The organism is Williamsia sp. Y712 (assembly GCF_059445525.1).
The window spans coordinates 1,303,940-1,322,777 of sequence record NZ_JCAIUN010000001.1; the positions used below are offsets into that span (position 1 = coordinate 1,303,940).

Annotated in this window: 17 protein-coding genes; 6 read left to right on the forward strand and 11 right to left on the reverse strand. The window is 63.5% G+C overall.

What is annotated here, in order from left to right; genetic code table 11:
* Nucleotides 1–25: 25 nt before the first annotated feature.
* The 4 genes from AC1D75_RS06170 to AC1D75_RS06185 all read right to left on the reverse strand — a co-directional run bounded on the left by AC1D75_RS06170 (nucleotide 26) and on the right by AC1D75_RS06185 (nucleotide 5,324).
* A complete protein-coding gene (locus AC1D75_RS06170) occupies nucleotides 26–1,411 on the reverse strand; it encodes an aromatic ring-hydroxylating oxygenase subunit alpha (RefSeq protein ID WP_495514407.1) in 1,386 nt (461 codons plus the stop codon).
* A 61-nt stretch (nucleotides 1,412–1,472) separates the two neighbouring features.
* Nucleotides 1,473–2,336 (reverse strand): SDR family NAD(P)-dependent oxidoreductase, encoded by an 864-nt coding sequence (locus tag AC1D75_RS06175; RefSeq protein WP_495514408.1) that lies wholly within the window; start codon nucleotides 2,334–2,336, stop codon nucleotides 1,473–1,475.
* Nucleotides 2,337–2,344: 8 nt separating this feature from the next.
* Entirely contained in the window at nucleotides 2,345–3,937 is a 1,593-nt protein-coding gene (locus AC1D75_RS06180; protein WP_495514409.1) for an SMP-30/gluconolactonase/LRE family protein, read from the reverse strand.
* Between the two features lie 259 nt (nucleotides 3,938–4,196).
* The gene (locus tag AC1D75_RS06185) at nucleotides 4,197–5,324 is read right to left on the reverse strand and encodes an NDMA-dependent alcohol dehydrogenase (RefSeq protein WP_495514410.1); all 1,128 of its coding nucleotides are present in this window, start codon (nucleotides 5,322–5,324) and stop codon (nucleotides 4,197–4,199) included.
* A gap of 152 nt (nucleotides 5,325–5,476) precedes the next feature.
* Here AC1D75_RS06185 and AC1D75_RS06190 point away from each other — a divergent pair, with 152 nt between their 5' ends.
* The 3 genes from AC1D75_RS06190 (at nucleotide 5,477) to AC1D75_RS06200 (ending at nucleotide 10,499) form a co-directional block, all read left to right on the forward strand.
* A complete protein-coding gene (locus AC1D75_RS06190; protein WP_495514411.1) occupies nucleotides 5,477–6,472 on the forward strand; it encodes a hypothetical protein in 996 nt (331 codons plus the stop codon).
* Nucleotides 6,473–6,526: 54 nt separating this feature from the next.
* Nucleotides 6,527–8,983, forward strand: coding sequence for a transglycosylase domain-containing protein (locus AC1D75_RS06195; protein WP_495514412.1), 2,457 nt, complete (start codon nucleotides 6,527–6,529; stop codon nucleotides 8,981–8,983).
* Between the two features lie 280 nt (nucleotides 8,984–9,263).
* Complete coding sequence (locus AC1D75_RS06200) at nucleotides 9,264–10,499, forward strand: aminoacyl--tRNA ligase-related protein (protein WP_495514413.1); 1,236 nt, start codon at nucleotides 9,264–9,266, stop codon at nucleotides 10,497–10,499.
* A gap of 30 nt (nucleotides 10,500–10,529) precedes the next feature.
* Here AC1D75_RS06200 and AC1D75_RS06205 read toward each other — a convergent pair whose 3' ends face one another.
* The gene (locus AC1D75_RS06205) at nucleotides 10,530–11,117 is read right to left on the reverse strand and encodes a TetR/AcrR family transcriptional regulator (RefSeq protein WP_495514414.1); all 588 of its coding nucleotides are present in this window, start codon (nucleotides 11,115–11,117) and stop codon (nucleotides 10,530–10,532) included.
* 152 nt (nucleotides 11,118–11,269) lie between these two features.
* Between AC1D75_RS06205 and AC1D75_RS06210 the strand changes: the two genes are divergently transcribed.
* On the forward strand, nucleotides 11,270–12,289 hold the full coding sequence (locus AC1D75_RS06210; protein WP_495514415.1) for an aldo/keto reductase: 1,020 nt from the start codon (nucleotides 11,270–11,272) through the stop codon (nucleotides 12,287–12,289).
* Nucleotides 12,290–12,293: 4 nt separating this feature from the next.
* Here the strand turns inward: AC1D75_RS06210 and AC1D75_RS06215 are convergent, their stop codons facing one another.
* The 4 genes from AC1D75_RS06215 to AC1D75_RS06230 all read right to left on the reverse strand — a co-directional run bounded on the left by AC1D75_RS06215 (nucleotide 12,294) and on the right by AC1D75_RS06230 (nucleotide 15,534).
* Nucleotides 12,294–13,361: a DUF6670 family protein gene (locus tag AC1D75_RS06215; RefSeq protein ID WP_495514416.1), complete on the reverse strand. Its 1,068-nt coding sequence runs from the start codon at nucleotides 13,359–13,361 to the stop codon at nucleotides 12,294–12,296.
* Nucleotides 13,362–13,371: 10 nt separating this feature from the next.
* On the reverse strand, nucleotides 13,372–13,533 hold the full coding sequence (locus AC1D75_RS06220; protein ID WP_495514417.1) for a hypothetical protein: 162 nt from the start codon (nucleotides 13,531–13,533) through the stop codon (nucleotides 13,372–13,374).
* An 82-nt stretch (nucleotides 13,534–13,615) separates the two neighbouring features.
* Nucleotides 13,616–15,037: an MFS transporter gene (locus AC1D75_RS06225; RefSeq protein WP_495514418.1), complete on the reverse strand. Its 1,422-nt coding sequence runs from the start codon at nucleotides 15,035–15,037 to the stop codon at nucleotides 13,616–13,618.
* A 92-nt stretch (nucleotides 15,038–15,129) separates the two neighbouring features.
* Nucleotides 15,130–15,534: a PLDc N-terminal domain-containing protein gene (locus AC1D75_RS06230; protein ID WP_495514419.1), complete on the reverse strand. Its 405-nt coding sequence runs from the start codon at nucleotides 15,532–15,534 to the stop codon at nucleotides 15,130–15,132.
* Between the two features lie 110 nt (nucleotides 15,535–15,644).
* Between AC1D75_RS06230 and AC1D75_RS06235 the strand changes: the two genes are divergently transcribed.
* Both AC1D75_RS06235 and AC1D75_RS06240 read left to right on the forward strand, forming a co-directional pair.
* On the forward strand, nucleotides 15,645–16,760 hold the full coding sequence (locus AC1D75_RS06235) for an alpha/beta hydrolase (protein WP_495514420.1): 1,116 nt from the start codon (nucleotides 15,645–15,647) through the stop codon (nucleotides 16,758–16,760).
* Nucleotides 16,761–16,996: 236 nt separating this feature from the next.
* Complete coding sequence (locus AC1D75_RS06240; protein WP_495514421.1) at nucleotides 16,997–17,419, forward strand: hypothetical protein; 423 nt, start codon at nucleotides 16,997–16,999, stop codon at nucleotides 17,417–17,419.
* Between the two features lie 54 nt (nucleotides 17,420–17,473).
* On the opposite strand, the gene AC1D75_RS06245 is transcribed toward AC1D75_RS06240, so the two are convergent.
* Nucleotides 17,474–17,878 carry a YchJ family protein gene (locus AC1D75_RS06245; RefSeq protein ID WP_495514422.1) on the reverse strand — a complete coding sequence of 135 codons (405 nt, stop codon included), beginning with the start codon at nucleotides 17,876–17,878 and terminating at the stop codon, nucleotides 17,474–17,476.
* 52 nt (nucleotides 17,879–17,930) lie between these two features.
* Nucleotides 17,931–18,779 (reverse strand): MBL fold metallo-hydrolase, encoded by an 849-nt coding sequence (locus AC1D75_RS06250; protein ID WP_495514423.1) that lies wholly within the window; start codon nucleotides 18,777–18,779, stop codon nucleotides 17,931–17,933.
* Between the last annotated feature and the right edge of the window lie 59 nt (nucleotides 18,780–18,838).

Here is an 18,838-nt window from a genome sequence, read left to right on the forward strand (position 1 = left end):
TTGTGGTGGTGTGGGGTGGGAAGGGTCAGGCCAGATCGGTGGGTGCGCCGGTGCCCAGGTATTTGGCGAGGTTGTGATGCAGGTTGACGATGCTGCGCTCGCGATACGGATTGGGCTTGGGGCCGGAGAATCCGCGCGACTTCACACCCTTTTGCATCGCGGCCATGTTGACGAAGTCCTGGGGCAGAACCGTGCGCCAGCCCGGGTCGTCCGGCGGTGCGTACTCCCACTCCGTCTGCGGCTCTTCACCTTCCGGGAACAACTCGAAGACGGCAGCCTCGAAGTAGCATTTGTCGGGGTCGTCGCCGTAGGGCCGGGCGCTGTAGCAGAGCATGTTGTTGAGGGCGTGACCGATCTGGAAGTTGGGGAAGATCTGCCAGGCAGTTCCGCTCTGGGAGACGGTCGCCGGATCGACGGTCGGCCAGATCACGCCGCGATCGGCATCGTCTTTACGGGCCGAGGCGAGCCAGTGTGCGAGTACCTCACCCGGCGGGGTGCCTTCTGGCAACTCGTCGATCAGCCGCTGTGCGGCATCGACGAGTGTGCGGGTGGTGTTGGTGTTGGCGTTCTCCCAGGTGAAGTTCTGCAGGTCGATCGTCGAGATGCGTGCGTCGGGACCGTCGGCCACCCGCAGCTTGGCCTGATTGTCTTCCATGCCCTTGGGGGCGTCATAACCGATGTTGCTGTGTTTGCCCTGTGCGCGTGACCATCCCAGGAATGTGCCGTAGGCCCGGAACTCGGGGTGGGTGTAGGGGACGTGGTAGGTCTCCATGAATGCTTCGAGTGCGATCTTCCAGTTGCAGTCGAACACAAGCCATTTGCGCCACCGGTACCGCATGTTCTGGAGCTGGAACGGGTCGAGCAGGCTTGCCGCCGGTTCCAGGTAGTCCCGCAATGGTTCACAGTCCGGATCCATGTTGATCCAGATCCAACCGCCCCAGGTGTCCACCTGAATGTTCTTGAGCCGGGCCTTTTCATCGGTCAGCCCGGTCGGCCAATCCGAACGCTCTGCGGCCCAGGTGTTATGGCCCTCGAGATCGTAGGTCCACCCGTGGAAGCCACACACGAAGGTCCGGCAATTGCCTTTGGCCTCGTGCTTGCCGTCCGGGGTGTCGACGAGCCGACGACCCCGATGCGAGCAGACGTTGTGATACGCGTTGATCTTGTCCGCGCTGGAACGGGCGATGATGAACGAGTCATCCATGATCTCGTAGGTCAGGAAGTCGCCGACGTTGGGAATCTCTTCGACTCGGCCAACCTGCTGCCACACCTTGTTCCACAGCTTGTCTTGCTCGGCGCGCAGGTAGTCCTTCGAGGTATACGCCTCGACACCGATCTCCAGCGGGGTGACGGGGGGTTCGTCGTCGGTGGTGGTAACGATTCTCTGGATATTGTCGACTGTGTCGGTCATGACATTCTCCTGAAATTTATTGTCGTGCTTGCTTACTCAGCGATTGGTCTGGTGGCTCGTATCAGTGCGTCATGGCTGCGCGGAACGTTTCGTCCTTGAGGAAGAGCGAGGTGTGGTCGGCGCCCATGTGTGTCCACTTGAGGTTCAGGCCCCCATCGACCAGCAGGGTTTGTCCGGTGATGTAGCTCGAGAGGTCGGACAAGAAGAACAGGATGGCGCCGGCCTGTTCCTCCGGACGGGCTCGGCGGCCCATCGCGATTGCGCGTTGATCCCGCTCCGGATCCTTGTCGACATACATCTCCGAGGAGGGCGTTGCGGTCACTCCGGGCGCGATCGCGTTGATCCGGATGTTGTCGGTGGCCAACTCGACGGCCATGGTGCGCGTGGCGGCCACCAGCGCCGCCTTGGCCGTGCCGTATGCGATATGGAAAGGCGCGGTGTTCATTCCGCTGATCGATGAGATCGACACGATCGAACCGGGCAGTTCCTGTGCTTTGAGTTCGGCCGCGACCGCCTGGCTCATGAAGAACATCGTCTCGAGGTTCTGGGTGAACAGGTCTCGCCAGTCGGCGCGTGTCACCCGGGTGGCGGGCATCCAGGTGGCCGGTGCGGCGCCGCCCGCGACATTGACCAGCCCGTAGAGCCGGCCCTCGGTGCGGCGTGCGACATCCATGACGGTGGCGATGCCCTCGTCGGTGGCGGCGTCGGCGGCGACCGGGATGACGGAGAGTCCCTCGCCCACAAGCGGATCGATGTGGGTTTTGAGGTTGTCTTTCGACCGGCTCACCGCGATGACGGTCGCGCCGGCCCTGGCGATCAGACTGGTCACCGAGGTGCCGATCCCACCTCCGGCGGCGCCCGAGACGATGACGACCCGGCCGGTGAGATCGACGAAACCGTTGCTGTCGGTTGGAGTGTTCGCCATGGCTGTGATCAGGCCTCCTTGCGTAGTGCCAGGACGCTGCCCTCGGCGTCACCGGAGATGTAGATGGTGCCGTCGTGGCCGGCAGCGATACCGGTGAACGGACCCTGGGGCCCGGAGAACGGCACCAGGCCGAGCAGTGGCTTCGGAGTGACCCCGGGAGGAGCGCCGACCGGGAGGTCGGTCGCGATGGTCTGGCGACTCTTGGTTTCCAGGTCGAAGGCGATGAGCGTCTTGGCCCCGACATCGACGATGTACAGCGTCTGACCCTGAACCAGGAGGCCGTGTGGACGTTCGAGTCCGTCGACGACGGTGTCGGTGCCCGAACCGGTCACCGCAACGACCTGCCCCGCACCGGATTCGGAGACCAGGAGAGTTCCGGAGGCAGTGAAGGCGACGCCGGTCGGATGGTCGAGCCCGCTGGCCAGGACTTCTGAGCTGCCGGATCCGACGGAGTGGACCTCGCCGGCACCGAAGTCGGCGACCGCGATGGCGCCGGTACCCGAGACCGCCACACCGTAGACCTGATCGAGCCCGGTGACCAGGACTTCGCTTTCGGCTTGCGCGGCGTCGTACCGCGACACGTCGCCGTTGCCGGCAACGATGAACTGGTCCTTGCCGATTGCCGTCATGCCGCGGATGTAACCGGGGTAGCCGGGGCTGAAAAGCATTCCCAGAGTCCGCAGTTCGCCGTCGGCCTCGAGTGCGAGCAGGAACGTGCCATCGGCGATGTACAGGGTGCCGTCCGGTCCAACGGTCAGGTCGAGGGGCCAGGTCAGGCCGTCGTCGAGTGCGGTGCGGGTCTGGCCCTGGCCGAGGATCTCGGTGATCTGACCGGTGAAGCCGGACACGAAGAGCCGATCGCCGACAAAGGTGAGGTTGTCGAGGCCGGGGCGGATGTCGGCGTACACGGTCTTGTCGCCGCTGCGGGGGTCGATCCGCAGGACCTGGCCGGAGCCGACCTGGGTGGAGATGATGAATCCGGCGGAGTCGAACTTGACCGCGGTCGGGCCACCGAGGTCGGCTGCGACGCGTTCGGGTTCTCCACCATCGGGGTCGATCCGGTAGATCTCGTTGGTGGCCACCAGCGGGTAATAGAGCATCCCGTCGGGGCCGACCTCCATGGCATTGGGCATCGGGAGGTTGTCGGCGAGCACCTTGGGGGCACCGCCACCGGGGTTGATCTCCATCAGGCGTCCGCCGATGCGGCATTCGTTGACGAACAACCTGTCCTGGTGGATGGTGATGCCGTTGGCGCCGGGCAGATCGTCGCGCAGCAGCCGGGTGCTCCCATCAGGGCTCCGGACGCTGACGCGGCCGTCGTAGTACTCGGTGATGTACATGTCGCCGCTCGCATCGAACGCCATGTCGTCAGGCGCGACGATGTCACTGCCCTGGGCGCTGATGGTCTCGACATCGCCGGTCTCGATGTCGAGTGCGCTGATCGTGCTGCCCGCGACCTGCGCGATATAGACGCGTCCGTCGGGGCCGGATCGGATTCCGTTGGCGCCGAACAGTCGGCTCGGTTCGGTGACTCGGCTCAGATTCCACCCCTCGGCGAGACCGAACGAGCTTGGGCTTGTGTAGCGGGCCGCCTGTACCAAGGTGGGCCTCCTGTCGTGAGGAATGACGCCGGTTCTACGGATGACGCAAAGTGAGGTCGTGACGCAGACCACAATTCTGGAGGAAGTGTAAGCGTGATTCCATCAGGTTTACAAGTATTGCTATCCTTATGAGGATTGGAGTAGGTTGGGTCGCTCAGGGGGTCCTAGCGGCCCAAACGCGAACACCCACCGCACGTGGCGGTGGGTGTTTCTGCTGTGCGACGTTGTCGGAGAGGTTTGGTCGCCGCGGGCCGGCCGGTCAGTAGTCGTCGTCTCCGTAGACGACGACGCCTCGGAGATTCTTCCCGTCGGCCATGTCCTGGTAGCCCTGGTTGATGTCCTCGAGCCGGTAGGTGGTGGTGACGAGCTCGTCCAGCTTGAGGGCGCCCGAGCGGTAGAGGTTGAGCAATTTGGGGATCTGGGTCCTCGGTCCGACGCCTCCGAAGATCGCTCCCTGCACCCGCTTCTGCAGCAATGTCAGTTCGAACAGATTCAGGTCGGTGGCGATCTGGTCGTAAGGACCCATCGCGGTGACGATCACCTGGCCGCCCTTGCCGGTCAGAGACAGGGCCTGCTGGATGTACTCGCCCTTGATCTCGCCCATCGTGAGAATGACCGTGGTCGCCATCGTGCCCCAGGTGAGGTCGACCAGTTGGGGCAGTGCCTCCTCCATCGAGGAGAAGGCGTGGGTGGCGCCGAAGTCGAGTGCGGTCTTCTGCTTGCCCTCGACGGGGTCGATCGCCACCACATGACGCGCGCCGGCGTAGGCAGCGCCCTGGACCGAGTTGATGCCGACGCCACCGATACCGGCAACAACGACGGTGTCGCCGGGCCGGGTGTTTCCGATCTCGGTGGCCGAACCCCAGCCCGTCGAGACGCCGCATCCCAGTAGGGCGGCCGTTTTCAACGGGATGTCCTTCTCGATTTTCACCACGGATGCCTGATGCACGGTGACGTAGGGGGCAAAGGTGCCCAGCAGGCACATCTGAACAACGGGTGCACCGTCTTTCGTGACCCGGAACGTGCCGTCGGCAATGGCTTGGCCGGTCAGCAATCCGGCGCCCTTGTCGCAGAGGTTTTGCAGGCCGCGAGCGCACGAGGGGCAGGTGCCGCAGGCGGGTACGAAGGCTAGCACCACGTGATCGCCTTCTTCGAGATCGACCACGCCCGGTCCGACCTTGGTGACGACGCCTGCGCCCTCGTGGCCACCGAGGACCGGAAGGATCGGAATGGGGCTCGAACCGTTGACGATATGAGCGTCTGAGTGGCACAGGCCCGATGCCGCCAACCGCACCTGGACCTCGCCGAACACCGGGTCGCCCAGCTCGACCTCGTCGATCTTCCAAGCGGTGTTGAGTTCCGTCAGGATCGCGGCTTTCGTTTTCATGGTGGTTCCTTCTGCTCGCGCCGTAATGTGATTTGAGTCACTCTAGTGAGGCGACGTGAACGACGTGCGGGTTTCGGGCTCGGTATGCGAACGTTGATCGGAACCGTTCACGCACGTCGGGGCTTGGTGGACGGGAGAACGAGGGAGGGGCCATGCGCGAACTTCCGATAGCTGTTCTTGGATATGGGCCGGTTGCGCGGGCCTACATCAACCAGATCGGCGCGCTCCGCGACGAATGCCGGAAGCGGCATGACGTCGATCTGAGTGTGGTTGCGGTGCGCACCGGCCGATCGCAGGTGGTGTGCGACGGCGACGTTCCGCCTCTGTCCGAGTGGGAGGATCTCGCCGATCTCGCCGATTTCTTGGGTGCAGTCGAGGCGAAGGTCGTGGTGCAGGCGGTGCCGTCGGCCGATGCGGTCGCCTCGCAGGCGGTGTCGGACGCCGCCGTCGCGATCCGGTGCGGTGCGCATCTGGTCACGGCAACGACGTCGACGCCGCTATACGGATGGAAACAACTCGAACAGTTGGCAGTCGACTTCGGTTGCGCGGTAAGGATTTCCGGTGCGGTCGGCGCGATGTTGCCGGCCGTCGACCTCGCGCGGTCCCTCGGGCAGGGGATATCGGTGACGTCGGTGAGCGGATGTCTCAGTGCCACCGCCACATATGTTCTCGACCAGTTGAGTGAGGGTGTGACCCTGGACCTGGCGACCGCCACCGCCCGGCAGACCGGAGTGGTGGCCAACGATGCCAAAGCGGAACTGTCGGGGGAAGATGTGGCAACCCAGCTCCGTATTCTGACCGGACTGTTGTGGGCGCGTGATCCCGCCGATGCCGAAGTGCTCCTCGAACCGATCACCTCGGAGATCGAGCGTTCGGTGTTCCGGTCCGGACGACGGGGATTGCGCCTGCGGCAGGTCGCTGTCGCCGACCACGACATCCCAGACCTGGTCACGGTGTCTTTGCGTGTGGTTCCGGCCGATTCGCAACTGGGCCTGCTCCGGTGGCCCGACAAAGCAGCGATTTTCGACTGCGGTGACTTCGGATCGATCACGATGTTCGGCGGCGACAACAGTCCCGCAGGGGTCGCTCAGGCGATGATCAAAGACACCCTTTCCCTCGTTCACGACGCCACACCGGGTTTGCGATAGCGCGCGGATTCGCCTCTCAAAGTTTCCGCGATCCGATTTGTCCGTAATGTATCGATGGTGTCGAAATCTAGGTCGTTGTGGAGCTTGGTGGGCTGTTGTGTGCTGGCGGGCGTTCTTGTCGCAGGTTTGTTGTTCCCGATAGCCGGTGGCGTGGGGTTCACGGCCGGGCGTGCTGCCGGAACTCTCGAGAACGTCGAGTCGGAATTGGTCGGGGGTCAGGTGCCCGAGGTGACCACCATGACCGACACCAATGGCACGCCGATCGCGTATCTCTACGATCAGCGTCGCTTCCAGGTCGGCTACAACGACATCTCTCCGGAAATGGTCCGCGCGATCATCTCCGTCGAAGACCGCCGATTCCTCGAACACGACGGTGTCGACTGGAAGGGGACCATCCGCGCATTTGTCACCAACCAGGCTTCCGGTGAGGTGCAGCAGGGCGCATCGACCCTCGACCAGCAGTATGTGAAGAACTACCAGCTGTTGGTCCTGGCCCGCACCGACGCCGAACGTCGAGCCGCGACGGAGACCACTGCGGCTCGCAAACTCCGTGAGATCCGGATGGCGCAGTCGCTGGAATCGGGCCTGACCGAGCAGGCCATGCGCGAGAAGAACCTTGATGCAGACGCGGCGAAGCAAGAGGCCAAGAAGGCGATCGTCACCCGCTATCTGAACCTGGTCCCGTTCGGCAACGGCGCCTACGGCATTCAGTCCGCCGCGGACACCTACTTCGGTAAACCCGCCAAAGACCTCACTGTTCCCGAATCGGCGATGCTCGCCGGCATGGTGCAGTCGAGTTCGGCGCTTGATCCGTACACCAACCCCGAAGGTGTTCTGGAACGACGCAACATCGTGCTCGACACGTTGATCGCGAACTTCCCGGCCCGTGCCGCCGAGTATCAAGCGGCGAAAGACCTTCCACTCGGGGTGCTGCCGGCGCCGCGCACGATCGACCAGGGTTGCATCGCGGCCGGTGACGCCGGATTCTTCTGTGACTACGCCTTGCAGTTCCTCGCCGACAACGGGATCAGCCGGGATGAGATCTCCCGCGGCGGTTATCTGATCCGCACCACACTCGACCCCGAGGTCCAGAAGGCAACGCACGACTCGGTCCGGACGTACGCATCGCCGGACCTCGAGGGTGTTGCCAATGTGATGGACGTGATCCGCCCGGGTACCGAGGCGCACGACGTCTTGGCGATGGCATCGAGTCGCGACTACGGCCTGGATCGGGATGCCGGGCAGACCGTTCAGCCGCAGCCCTACTCGATGGTCGGTAACGGGGCCGGGTCCGTGTTCAAGGTCTTCACCGTCGCCGCCGCGATGGAGCGTGGCCTGGGTGCCGGCTCGTCGCTGCAGGTGCCGAAGACCGTGCAGGCAAAGGGCATGGGCAGTAGCGGCGGCGTCAACGGCTGCCCCGCCAATACCTACTGCGTCGCGAACGACGGAAACTATCCGGCGAAGATGACGGTGACCCAGGCGATGGCCCAGTCACCGAACACCGCGTTCGTGAAACTGCTGCAGGACGTCGGAGTCGAGCCCACCGTGGACATGGCCGTCCGCCTGGGCTTGCGCTCGTACACGGACCCGGGCTCATCGGGTTACGGCGACCAGAGCCTGGCCGACTACATCAAAGAGAACAACCTCGGCTCGTTCACTCTCGGACCGACCGCCGTCAACACCCTGGAGCTGTCCAACGTCGCAGCCACACTGGCTTCGGGTGGTGTGTGGTGCCCGCCGAATCCGATCGCGTCGATCACCCAGCCGAAGCGCGATGCCAGCGGCAATCAGATCCTCGATGCCGAGGGCCGTCCGGCTGTGCAGGAGGTGCCTTTCGAGCGCCCGGCCTGTGAGCGCGTGGTCGAGCAAGGTCTGGCCAACACCCTGGCCAACGTGATGAGCGAGGACGACCGTGGTTCCGGAACCGCGGCGGGTGCCGCGGGTTCGGTGGGTTGGAGCCTTCCGATGTCCGGCAAGACCGGCACCACCGAGGCCAACCGGTCATCGGCGTTCCTCGGTTTCACCAACAACCTGGCCGGCGCCACCTACGTCTACAACGATTCACCGGTGATCTCCGAACTCTGCTCGAGTCCGTTGCGGCAGTGTGGCTACGGCAGCCTGTACGGCGGTAACGAACCGGCCCGCACCTGGTTCTCGGCGATGCTGCCGGTTGCAGGCAAGTTCGGTGACACGGCGCTGCCGAAGAATGATCCCAGGTATGTCGCCGGTGTCGGCGGCAAACAGGTTCCGTCCGTGGTCGGGATGTCCTCAGATCTGGCGACTTCCACGCTCGAAGGCGAGGGCTTCAAGGTGAGCACCGAGAACGTGGCCAGCGGGCAGCGAGCCGGGACGGTTGTGTCGGCGACACCGAGTGATTCGGCGATACCGGGCAGCACGATCACGCTTTCGGTGAGCACCGGCCGTGCGGAATCGACCAGTCGCCGCCCCGCTGCACCCACCACGATCACCGTTCCCGGAGTCGGGCCGATCGAGATCCCGGTGCCGCGCTGACGGGCTTTTGCTTTCTGGGATTTTGATGCGAGAGGCAGCCTGTAACCGCCTCTGATCAGGACACTGCGACCTCGCCGGCCATCGAGGTCGCAGTGGCGTGCATCCGGTGTGTCAGGTACGTTCCACCTGTGCTGAATCAGTGTTCTTCGACAACGACGCCGGGCTTTCCCGGTGCCTTGACGATGGCCTGACAAAACTCAGCCTCACTTTGCCCCGGATCAGATCCGGGGCTGCTCTTTGATTCCTGGTCTGTATCCGTTACCCAGACACAGGAGCATTCATGGCCCTCGATCATCGCGAACTCAATCGCGACATGTCCGTTTTCACCAGTGACCCGCTTGTCGGGTCGGGGCTGCCCATGTGGCTGCCGCCCGGTGCCGTTATCCGGCAGGAACTGGAGATCCTCGCCAAAGAGCTTGCCCGGGCGGACGGTTGCGTCAGCGTGTACTCACCGGTACTCGGAAAACGCGCCCTGTACGAACGCTCCGGACACCTCAAAAAGTTCAACGATGACATGTTTCCGGCCATGCACCTCGGCGAAGACGAGGTCATGCTGAGACCGGCGAATTGCCCCCATCACGCGCTGATCTTCGCCTCGGAAACCCGCTCATATCGTGATCTGCCGATCCGGTTGAACGAACTCGCCTCGATGTTCCGAGCCGAACGTTCCGGCGTCGTATCCGGGCTGAGTCGAGTCCGTCAGATCAACCTTGACGACACACATGTGTTCTGCCGGTCCGACCAAGTCATCGACGAGGCCGGTCGGGCACTGCGTTCGGCACTGCGTGCACACCAGATACTGGGACTGCCAGTCGATTACGTTCGGCTGTCGAAGCAGGACGGCTCTGATTCCTGGCTCGGCACCGCCGAGCAGTGGGTGCAAGGCCAAGACAGCTTGCGCATCGCCGCCCTGCCAATCATCGAAGAGCACAGGCTGGCCTTGATCGAAGTCTCTGGCGAGGCCGCCTTCTACGGGCCGAAGCTGGACCTACAGGTACGCGACGGGCGCGGCCATGAAGAGACCATCGCCACCGTCCAACTCGACTTCAACCAACCTGAGCGATTCGATCTGGAGTACACCGGTAAGGACGGACGCCCCCATCGCCCGGTGATGATCCACCGCGGAACCGTGGGATCGATGGAACGCGTCACCGCCTCCCTGATGGAGCATTACCAAGGCCGACTTCCCTTCTGGCTGGCCCCAACCCAGATCACCCTGCTTCCCGTCGGTACCGACCAGGACAGCTCCGTGCGCGACTTTGCCGACGAGGCGATCCGACGCGGACTACGTCCCAGAATCGAGCACAACGGTCCACTCGGACTCAGGATCCGCCACGCACGCACACGCAGAGATCACCTCATCGGCGTGATCGGGCCGGAAGAGGTCGACTCAGACACCGTGCAGATCACCGACATCGCAGGTGGCGTACGAGCTCAGGTACAGCGGGAGAAGATCATTGCTCTCATGCAGGAGGCGCACCACGCGCGACGACAGACTCTTCGCTGGGCGTCATGATCGCAGGCCGCCTTCTGCGGTGGTCGGCGGTCAGGCGAGGCGAAGGCCCTCGATGAGGACCCCGACCATGCGCCGAGCGTTGTACCCCTCGTCGTGCTCGTTGCCGATGCACAAATTCCCGACTGCACGCATCAGCGCGTAAGCGCCTATGTCAGAACGGATTTCCCCGGCTTTTCGGGCGGCTTCGAGGATGTCGGCGCAGACCGGTACGAGTCGGTCGATGAAGTAGGCGTGCAGCGTCCGGTAGCCCGCCTCGTCCGACTGAAGTGCCTCTGCGAGGCCGTGTTTGGTCACGAGGAAGTCGGCAAAGAGATTGATCCACGACGTCAGGGCCGCGTGCGGCGAAGTGCCGTTGGCCAACAGTGTGGGGCCTGCCTCGGCGCACGCCTCGACCTGGTGCCGGTAGACGGCGACGATGAGGTCGGAGCGTGTCGGGAAGTGGCGATAGATCGTGCCGACCCCGACCCCGGCCCGGGTGGCTATGTCGCGCACTGCCGCGTCGACGCCGGACTCGGCAAACGCGGTCGCTGCCGCGTCCAGCAGCGCCTCATTGTTTCGGCGGGCGTCGGCACGCTTCTTCGGCACCGGCGACCCCTGGCTGCTCTCGTTCTCGGCCACTTCGCCCCTGTCTGAGGATTGCCTCTTGGCAAACGGAACCTTGTTCCGTATGTTGGTTAACGGAACATGGATCCGTTTACTCAGGATGCCAGAGCGGTTGCTGCGGCACCAGTCGGGCGTTCCTTCCGAAATCCCTATCGAGGAGAGATCACATGCAGTACCGCACTTTGGGTCAGACGGGCGTGCAGGTCAGCACGCTGGCGTTGGGCGCGATGAACTTCGGCAGTATCGGTCGGGTCAGCACGGAGGAGTCCGCCGCGATCGTCGACGCCGCGCTCGACGCGGGCGTCAACCTCATCGATACCGCCGACATGTACGGCCAGGGCGAGTCGGAGGAGATGGTTGGTGCGGCAATCGCAGGCCGGCGCGACGACGTCGTCCTGGCCACCAAGGCGACCATGCCGATGGGCGATGAGCGCAACCATCGGGGTGGTTCGCGCCGCTGGCTGATCACCGCACTCGACGACAGCCTGCGTCGACTGGGCGTCGATCACGTGGATCTCTACCAAGTTCATCGGTGGGATCCGGCCACAAGCGACGAGGAGACGCTGTCGGCACTCACGGATATGCAACGCGCAGGAAAGATCCGATACTTCGGGAGTTCGACATTCCCGGCGTACCGAATCGTGCAGGCGCAGTGGTCCGCCAGGTCGAATCACACGAGCCGGTATGTGACCGAACAGCCCAGCTATTCGATCCTGCAGCGGGGTATCGAATCCCATGTCCTGCCGGTCACCGAGCAGTATGGACTCGGCGTGTTGGCCTGGAGCCCGTTGGCCTCCGGTTGGCTGTCCGGCGCAATCCGAAAGGATCGCGAAATCACCACGAGCCGTTCCGCTTTCATGCCGCAGCGGTTCGATACGGCCGTCCCCGCCAATCGCGCAAAGATGGAAGCAGTTGAACAGTTGGCGGTGGTCGCCGACAAAGCAGGTCTGACGATGATCCAGCTCGCGCTCGGATTCGTCACCGCGCATCCGGCCGTCACCAGTGCGCTCATCGGTCCGCGCACGATGGATCATCTGCATTCTCAACTCGCGGCCGCGGACACAGTTCTGCCGGGTGATGTCCTCGACGCGATCGATGAGATAGTCGCTCCCGGTGTTGACCTCGCTCCCGATGAGAAGGTTGACACTCCGCCGTCGCTCCTCGACCCGGCACTTCGTCGACGTTGATCGGTCAGCGGGAACGGCGGTCGATGTATTCGACGTATCCGCGACCGGTGATGTCACGGCCCTGCCACGTTGCGGCGTAAGCGAATCCGCTGACAAATCCGGTGCCGAGGCCGTAGGTGAACGGGGTGTCCATGTCGGTGTGCACATCCAGCCAGAGTTTGCCGGCACCGTCTCGCACCACAAAGCGCGTGGACCGGGGTAGTGGCATGGGCGTTCCATACGGTGTCGGCTCGGGTGCATCTCGGACGGCGGTCACCTCGAATTGCACGTCGGCAAAACGGGTTCCGTAGCTGGTGCGGGATCGATGCAGCGCAGTGGTCAGCAACGGGGTGCCGCCGAGCGAGTATTGGCTGAGCAGAACCTGGTTGTCGTTGTCGAGGTTGACGATGTGGTAGACGAAGTAGTCGAGCGGCGCCTTGAGGGAGGCGGGCAGAGGCTTGGACCGCAACAGGTATGGGCTCGGGCAGGCGCCGTATTCGAACGCGCACAACCCTTCGACGGTGGTGTCGACGCCCTGGTGGCGAAATGTTCCGCGGTATTCGGTGAGCAGGCTCAGATGCTTGTAGACCGGTGTGCGAAAGAACCACGACACCTTGTCTGTATTGCGGAGTTCAAGAGAGATGTCGACGCCATTGAGGCTGCCCGTCAGTTGGTACTTCGGGTAGGTGCCGGTGAGGGAGAGGTCGTTGCCGAATTTGATCAGCGAGCCGTCCGGGTGCGAGACGAAGTCGCTTCCGATCGCATAGTTCCCGAAATGCGCGGGATGTGATGCCGCAGTGCCTGCGACCACCGCAGCGTTCTTCCGGGGCTGCGCAGCCAGGGCCTGGTCGTTGTCGAATGCCAACGAACCCGTCGCTCCGATCAGCGACATCACCGAGAAGAACCGATGCGGTTCGGGTAGATCGGGGATCATGATCCCGAAGTGGGTCCAGCCGAACCGTTTTGAGGCCACATGCGGCCGCATGAGGTCGGGCTCATCGAAGGCGGCGCCGTCGGCGGCACCTGCCCGATCCACGGTACGGATCAGAGTTCGAAGGCATCTGCGTAGCGCGGTCGATGCGGTGGGGTGCATCCGGCGATGCTCAGTCCTGGTCGTACTTGTCAGCTGCCTTGTTGCGCTCTTTTGCGATCTCCAAGGCATGGCGTGCTGCGTCCTCGGTCGGGTACGGCCCCATCCGGTCGAAACCTCGCGGCATCTTTTCCTTGACCTCGCCTGTGGAGAGGTTGTAGTACCACTCGTTCATCTCTGGCCTCCTTGCTTTCGGCAGTGCACCATTCGTACCCCGCCGCCGACCCAATCCCCAAGGAGGCTCGCCTGAACGCGGGTCAGTTGTGCGACGGTCGGCTGTGAACGAACAGTGCGGCAGGTATCGCCACGACCGCGAACACGATCGCGGCAACCACCGCGCAGATGTGAAAGGCGGACTCGAAGGCCTCGGCGGGCGATTGTGTCTGTAGGGCTCCGGCCAGCTGTGCTGTCAGGATTGATCCGAGCACACTGGTCCCGAGAACCCCGCCTAGCTGGCGGAACATGTTGACGGTGCCGCTGGCCATCCCGGCTTGGGCGGGAGCCACGCTGTTCATGGCGGCGGCGGTGGCGGGCGCGATGAGTGAACCGAATCCGATACCCAGGACCACCAATGCGATGGAGAGGTCGGTCCAGCCGTCATTCGGGTGTACCCGCAGCAACAGCAGTGAGCCGGCAGAGGTGATCAGCAATCCCCCGGTGAGCATCACCTTGAAACCCAAGCGCGGCAGCAGTCGTGGCGCGATCCCGCTGACCACCACGTATGTCGCCATGAGTGCCAGGAGATGGAGACCGGTCGTCCAGGCGCTCAGCGCGCCGACCCGTTCGAGGAAGAGCACCGAGATCAAGGACAGGCCGGTGAACCCGAAGAGGACGGTGGCGCTGACCACCATGACGGTGGAGAACGAGGGTGAACGAAAGAGTTTCAAGTCGAGCATCGGCGCATCGACCGCGCGCTCGTATGCGATGAACAAGGCCAGGGCACAGACGAATACAACGATCGCGATGATTGCACGCGTCGAGGAGAATCCGTTGTGTGATCCGTCGATGACCCAAAACGTCAGGGAGGCGATGGTGGCCGTGGCGGTGACGAGTCCGGGAAGGTCGAGATGTGCGCCGGCCACCTTGCTCTGCGGAACCACGAACGGCGCGACAAGGGTCACGACGAGAGCAGCGACGGCATTCACCAAGAAGACGGTGTTCCAAGAGAACTCACCAAGAACGGCACCGGCGGAGAGCGGCCCGATGGCCAGTCCGAGTCCGGAACAGGCGGCCCAGATGCTGATGGCCTCGGTGCGCTCCTTGGGCTGGGTGAAGCTGTTGCTGATGATGGCGAGGCTGTTGGGCAGGACCAGCGCTGCGCCCACTCCGGTGATGGCCTGAGCGGCGAGGACCCATCCGCTGGAGTGTGCGAGGAACGAGCAGAGGCTGCCCGCCGACATGATGGCCGACCCGATCACGAACGCCGTCCGGCGACCGATGACATCGCCGAGGGTTCCCGACGACAGCACCAGGCTGGCCACCACGAGCGCGAAGATGCTCGGGATCCAGACCATCGTCGCGCTGCCCGCCTGGAGATCCTCTTCGATGGCCGGAACAGAGGAGATGGTTGCGGTGATGTTGAGGAAGGTCAGCATCATGCCGAAACAGACTGCGGCGAGGGCGTACCAGCGGGAGTTGTCTGCGCGGGTGGGTGCCACGATGGGCTGACCTATGACCATGAGCTGAGCCTAGATGCTGGCTATTGCTTACACAAGCCAGCGGTGGGTCGCGACTACGACAGTGCCGTCATCGCGGCGATTTCGGCCCGATCTCAGAGGCCACGAGACTCCCGTCGGCGCCGTTCGAGTTCAGCCTCGCGGCGTTGAGCTTCGGCTCGTTCACGGCACTGCTGCAAGAACGCGGCGTCTGCCACCGGATCCTGCGGAACAAAGCGGCCTTTTCGGTCATATTCAGGGAATGCCGAGATCACGGCCGGGGACTGTTGCGAGCGCGTACGACGCTTACGAGGCCGGCCGAGGGCCCACCAGATGAGCAATCCGAGCACCGGCAGTGCCACGACCACCAACAGCCACCCCCACTGGGGGAGGTGTCGGATTGTGCTGCTGTTCTTGCCTAGTACGTCGATGGCCCCGAATGCTGCCGCAAACAGGAGCACGCCTGTGATCACCACTGAATAGGGCAGCGCAGACGTACCCATGAACGCGAAATACGGCACCGGAGCCCCCCTCGATGTTTTCGGCAAATTATCACAGCCTGGTTCAGTTCGGATCTCGGTGACGGCGCGACGGCCACAATCTGTGACCATCCGCCCATAGGATGGATGGCATGGTGATGGCTGATCGTCCCGATGTGAAGACAGCGTCCAAGCCGGTGACTGCGCTGGCCGTGATGGGTCTGGCGGATAGCATGCTGAACGGGCTGGCCAAGGTGCCTTTCCGGCGACCGTGGGAAGGGCCAGGCGGTCTGCTCGACAACATCGGCCAATCGGTCACCCGGCAGGCCGTCCGTTCGTTCATGGGTTACTCGATGGGGCTACCCATCGAGGAGTTCCGGTCGATGGAGAAGATTCTCGACGAGATCTGCCGAGTGGTGGTGCCGCCGTTCGTCGAGGCCACCGACAGTGTTGAGATCACTGACGACACGATCGGAGGGATCGATGGAATCTGGTGCCGGGCGAAGGCCAGCACCGACGCGTACGTCGATGAATCCGACGACAAACAGGAGATCGGCGCGACCATCCTCTATCTCCATGGCGGTGGGTACATCGGTACTTCACCGATCATGTATGCCGCCTTTGCCTCATCTTTGGTGCGGATCACCGGAGCCGAAGTCTTCATCGCCGACTATCGAATGGCCCCTGAGTTCCCGTTCCCCGCCGGCATGCTCGACGCCGCGGACGTCTATCGGGGACTCCTCGACCGTGGTGTCGAGGCGGAGCACCTCGTTGTCGCCGGTGACTCCGGTGGAGGTGGACTGACAACATCCCTGATCTCGCATCTCCACCGGCAGGATCTGCCCGCTCCGGCCGCGATCGCATTGTTTTCCCCTGAGGTCGATTTCGACTTCGACCACCCGTCGATCACTGAGAACGCGCAGCTCGACATCCTGCCCTGGAACCTGCCGGCCGCGCCGTACCTGCAAGGCGTCCAACCGAACGACGAACGGGTGTCCGCGGTGTACGCCACCGCCGATCCGGCGTGGTTCCCGCCGACATTTGTGTGTTGGGGCGCCGACGAGATGTTCCGCGACGGCATCCGGGAGTTTGTCGCCAACCTCGAGGGTGCAGGCGTGCGGGTACACGCGATGGAAGAACGTGGGATGTTCCACGTCTTCCCGATCCTCATGCCGTGGGCCGAATCATCCAGGCGCGTGTTCAGGGAGATTTACGAACTCTCCCGCCGCTTCGTCACACCCGACCCAGACGCTGAGCAGACACATTGAGCGGATTCGCGGTGCGGATTGTGATGCGCAGCTAGCATCGGTGATCGAAACGGTATATACCGACCCGACGTAAGGGTGCAGCGATGCTTCGTAACGTGCTCGCAAGAATCGTGCTCATCCTCGCGACTGTGGCTGCGACCGTTCTTGCAGCTCCCGCGCTCGTCAACGCGAGACCCGCTGAACCCGGTGTCGTGCCGGCAATAAGTATTGAACGAGGGGTCGGGTACTCCGTCCAGGTGAGCGGCCATTCCATCATCTACACGGTCACCGATGTGCCGCGGGTGCCGCTCATCGGATCGCTCACATTGCCGGGCTCGTGTACCACCGCTGTGGTCGACGCGGTTCGAGCCGCGCCGGTGGTTGGACCGGTGTTGGTCGACTACATCCTGGGTAACCCCGACATCGATGTTCTTGCCCTGCTTCAGGAACTGGACGACGCTGGTGCGATCACCGCGGTAAACCTGCTGCGAGGTGCCAACAGTGAAAACGTGGTGTCCGGGACTTTTGAGAACATCCCCGAAGGGGTTTATGTGGTGGTGAGCATCTGCAACCTGAGTTCCGACCTGATTGGTGCAACTGGCGCGCTTGTACTCGGCGCGGGGTGGGACTCCGGTTCCACCGGCGGTGGATCATCGATCGGTTCGACCACAGGATCCTGACCACCGTCGGGTCATCGAAATCGCTCAGTCCGTCACGGCTCAGTCCTTCACGGCTCAGTCGGTGACGACGCCGTCGACGTACACCCAGCGCCCGTCGAGCCGCTCAAACCTGCTGTGCTCGTGCAAGGTTCCGGCACCGTCGCCTTTGATCCGGTAGAACGCGGTGAAGGTGACTTCTCCGACCGTGTCGAAAAGCGAACCCTTGCTTGTGGATTCGATGTCGAGGCGGTACCAGCGCATGGACTCGTCGAGGTCCATTGAATCGGGCCGCGTTCGCGGGTGCCAGCTCTGCAAGAGGTAGTCGCCGTCACCGACCGCGAAGGCGGAGAAGCGGGAACGCATCAGCGCTTCGGCGGTGGGGGCCTGCCGGTCACCGGCCAAGATGGGTCCGCAGCAGTCTTCCCACGTCAGACCACTGGTGCAGGGACAGCGGCGCGTGCCGGCAGGTGAAGGGGCCACCGGGCCAGGATAGCGACCGCGACCGTCTACCTGGATGCGCCAACCGACGAGGTCATCCTGAGCTTGTGGTTTGTTGCGACGGAGCAAGCCGCGCCGGTGGAACCGGACGACCGATGATGTCGCCGTCGGCGCCGGGCCGTGCCCCCACGGTGGAGAGTTGCGACGCAACGTGATCGATCGACCGATGGTGATGACTCAGGTGCACCCCGACGACGTCCGTCAGGTCGTCGACGGCCTCGCAGGCCCGTAGGGCAGTGATCGTCTTGAGAGCGTCGTCGAGTGTGTGATGGCCGGGGGAGTGCGGTGTGTCGCCGAAGGTGGTGTCGAGAAAGACCGCGTCATAGTGAGCACCGGCGATCTCGGAGTACCACTCGTCTGGCAGCGGACCGGTATCGGTGGCCCACAGGAGTCGCGAGCCGTCCGGACCTGTGACGTCGTACAGCACGCAGTCGCCGTCGAGGTAGACGTGGTGGTTCGCTGCCAGCGCCCGGATCTCATAGCCGGAGAGCATGATTCGATCACCGGCAGCGACCGGCCGTAGGGTGACCGGATCGTTCGGTCCGATCCAGTCCCTTGCCCGATCGAGTGCATCAACCGGGCCCACCAGGTCGATCGGGCCGGCGTCGGTGATCCATGATCGGAACAACAACGCCTGCGGTCCAAAATGATCCGGGTGGTCGTGGGTGATCAGGATGGTGCCGACGTCCGCCAGCGTGCGTCCGAGTCGGCTCGCGGCAGCAGGCGCCTCCGGTCCGCAATCGATCAGGAGTGTGTTGTCGACAAAGGCCGCCGTCTGCCCACGTATGTCACCACGACGCAATGTGGAGATACAGGAATCGCATCGGCAAAACGCATTCGGCCATCCGTCGGCGGCACCGGACCCGAGCAAGACGGTTTCCATCAGCTGACGCTCGTACCGGCTCGGACCATACAAGGAACCCTACCGAGACCACGGATCTG

Coding starts and splice junctions, on each gene's coding strand:
- AC1D75_RS06170 (WP_495514407.1), bottom strand. CDS start 1,411: ATGACCGACACAGTCGACAATATCCAGAGAATCGTTACCACCACCGAC.
- AC1D75_RS06175 (WP_495514408.1), bottom strand. CDS start 2,336: ATGGCGAACACTCCAACCGACAGCAACGGTTTCGTCGATCTCACCGGC.
- AC1D75_RS06185 (WP_495514410.1), bottom strand. CDS start 5,324: ATGAAAACGAAAGCCGCGATCCTGACGGAACTCAACACCGCTTGGAAG.
- AC1D75_RS06190 (WP_495514411.1), top strand. CDS start 5,477: ATGCGCGAACTTCCGATAGCTGTTCTTGGATATGGGCCGGTTGCGCGG.
- AC1D75_RS06195 (WP_495514412.1), top strand. CDS start 6,527: ATGGTGTCGAAATCTAGGTCGTTGTGGAGCTTGGTGGGCTGTTGTGTG.
- AC1D75_RS06200 (WP_495514413.1), top strand. CDS start 9,264: ATGGCCCTCGATCATCGCGAACTCAATCGCGACATGTCCGTTTTCACC.
- AC1D75_RS06210 (WP_495514415.1), top strand. CDS start 11,270: ATGCAGTACCGCACTTTGGGTCAGACGGGCGTGCAGGTCAGCACGCTG.
- AC1D75_RS06215 (WP_495514416.1), bottom strand. CDS start 13,361: ATGCACCCCACCGCATCGACCGCGCTACGCAGATGCCTTCGAACTCTG.
- AC1D75_RS06220 (WP_495514417.1), bottom strand. CDS start 13,533: ATGAACGAGTGGTACTACAACCTCTCCACAGGCGAGGTCAAGGAAAAG.
- AC1D75_RS06225 (WP_495514418.1), bottom strand. CDS start 15,037: ATGGTCATAGGTCAGCCCATCGTGGCACCCACCCGCGCAGACAACTCC.
- AC1D75_RS06235 (WP_495514420.1), top strand. CDS start 15,645: ATGGTGATGGCTGATCGTCCCGATGTGAAGACAGCGTCCAAGCCGGTG.
- AC1D75_RS06250 (WP_495514423.1), bottom strand. CDS start 18,779: ATGGAAACCGTCTTGCTCGGGTCCGGTGCCGCCGACGGATGGCCGAAT.